Origin of the sequence: Bartonella sp. PS7NMGDW (genome assembly GCF_042193585.1) — a bacterium.
Taxonomy (GTDB): domain Bacteria; phylum Pseudomonadota; class Alphaproteobacteria; order Rhizobiales; family Rhizobiaceae; genus Bartonella; species Bartonella grahamii.
The window spans coordinates 1-1,448 of sequence record NZ_JBHILX010000072.1 but is presented as its reverse complement, the minus strand read 5'-3'; the positions used below and the strand labels follow the sequence as shown (position 1 = coordinate 1,448).

Below are 1,448 nucleotides of genomic sequence, written 5' to 3'. Positions count from 1 at the left end.
GGACGCATCTCACGAGCAAAAACACCGCATGAACCCATGGATAAATTGGCAATTGAAATGCGTGCCAAACGCTTCTGCTTGACCATAGAAGAGGCTAAAAATCCGCTTTCCGGTACCTATATCGGGCGGCTTTATCTGCAAGGTGTGATTAATCAAGACCAATATGATGCTGCACAAAAATATCTTGAAGTGAGAAACAATTACCTATGTGCAAAAGGATTGCCTAATGCAATTTATGATAACTTTACTCCTCCATCAAATGAGGAGGCACAAAAACGGTGGATTGAAAGAGCAACTCATTGTTATGAAGTGACGAAAGAGGCTATCAAAGAAGCACAACACCTCTATAGACAGTATAATCTTTATGCTGCATTACAATATCTTGTTATAGAAGATCAATCGCTAACACATCTTGTTAGTTCTTTGCGTATTGTTCTTAATGCGCTTCATAAGCACTTTAGCCGTTAAAAAAGAATTGACATCAGATGAAAAATCATTAAAATGTGTATATATTTACACATCGTGAGTTTAGGGAATGGAACAAGATAGCCGAAAAATCATTGCAAAATTAAAGCGTGATGGCTTTGAACTTGTCAAAGTAAAAGGTTCTCATCATAAATTAAAAAAAGATGGTAAGGTTGTTATTGTTCCACATCCTAAAAAAAATCTTCCGATTGGTACAGCACGTTCTATCGCACAACAAGCAGGTTGGTTAAAAAAAGGAGAAGAAAAATGAAAAGATTTTTTGCTCTTGTTCATAAAGATGAAGATTCTGCTTTTGGTGTTCAGTTTCCTGATTTTGAGGGACTTTTTTCTGCTGCTGATGAGGAAGAAAATTTAATCGCAAACGCAACAGAAGCACTTCAACTTTATTGCGAAGATATAGATATAGTGCCTATTCCTTCAAAATTTGAGGAAGTCATCCAACGGGAATCTGTCAAAACAGCTTTGTCAGAAGGAGCTTTTTTAATACAAGTCCCCTTTATTGAAAATGATGCAGAAGTGGTACGTACGAATATATCTATTGAAAGAGGGCTTTTGCGTGCAATTGATGATTGTGCACAAGAAAGAGGTTTAACAAGATCTGCTTTTTTGGCAACAGCAGCGCGTCACGAGCTTAATATTTAGATTTTCTTCTTTTTTGGCTGTGTCAATACATACCTTTTTGTTTCTAAAAACACCATATTTAGGTAAAAAAATAAAAAAAATACAAGATCATGATTTTTTTGTTGACATAGTGTAAAAAATCGTATTTAATGACGACACGGCACTAGTCGTATTGTGTCTAAAATTCAAAAATATCCTCAAAAATTCAGTAAAATGTGAACTTGAAACGTGGCTAGAAAGCCCCGTTTTCTCGGTAATTCTGGTTAATCAATTTTTCACAGAATAAAAATCAATATTTGACTAATGATGTCATTAATTATGACTCAAAAGGAGCAATGATG

At 35.1% G+C, this 1,448-nt stretch carries 3 protein-coding genes; all 3 read left to right on the top strand.

Annotation, left to right across the window (positions count from 1 at the left end; translation table 11 throughout):
- The coding region (locus ACFIKJ_RS09260) for a hypothetical protein (RefSeq protein WP_375670540.1) at positions 1 to 468 on the top strand (468 nt) is incomplete at its 5' end.
- Between the two features lie 67 nt (positions 469 to 535).
- Positions 536 to 736 (top strand): type II toxin-antitoxin system HicA family toxin, encoded by a 201-nt coding sequence (locus ACFIKJ_RS09255; protein ID WP_007553727.1) that lies wholly within the window; start codon positions 536 to 538, stop codon positions 734 to 736.
- On the top strand, positions 733 to 1,128 hold the full coding sequence (locus ACFIKJ_RS09250; RefSeq protein ID WP_005864994.1) for a type II toxin-antitoxin system HicB family antitoxin: 396 nt from the start codon (positions 733 to 735) through the stop codon (positions 1,126 to 1,128). The genes ACFIKJ_RS09255 and ACFIKJ_RS09250 overlap by 4 nt, the downstream gene beginning before the upstream one ends.
- Positions 1,129 to 1,448: the final 320 nt, after the last annotated feature.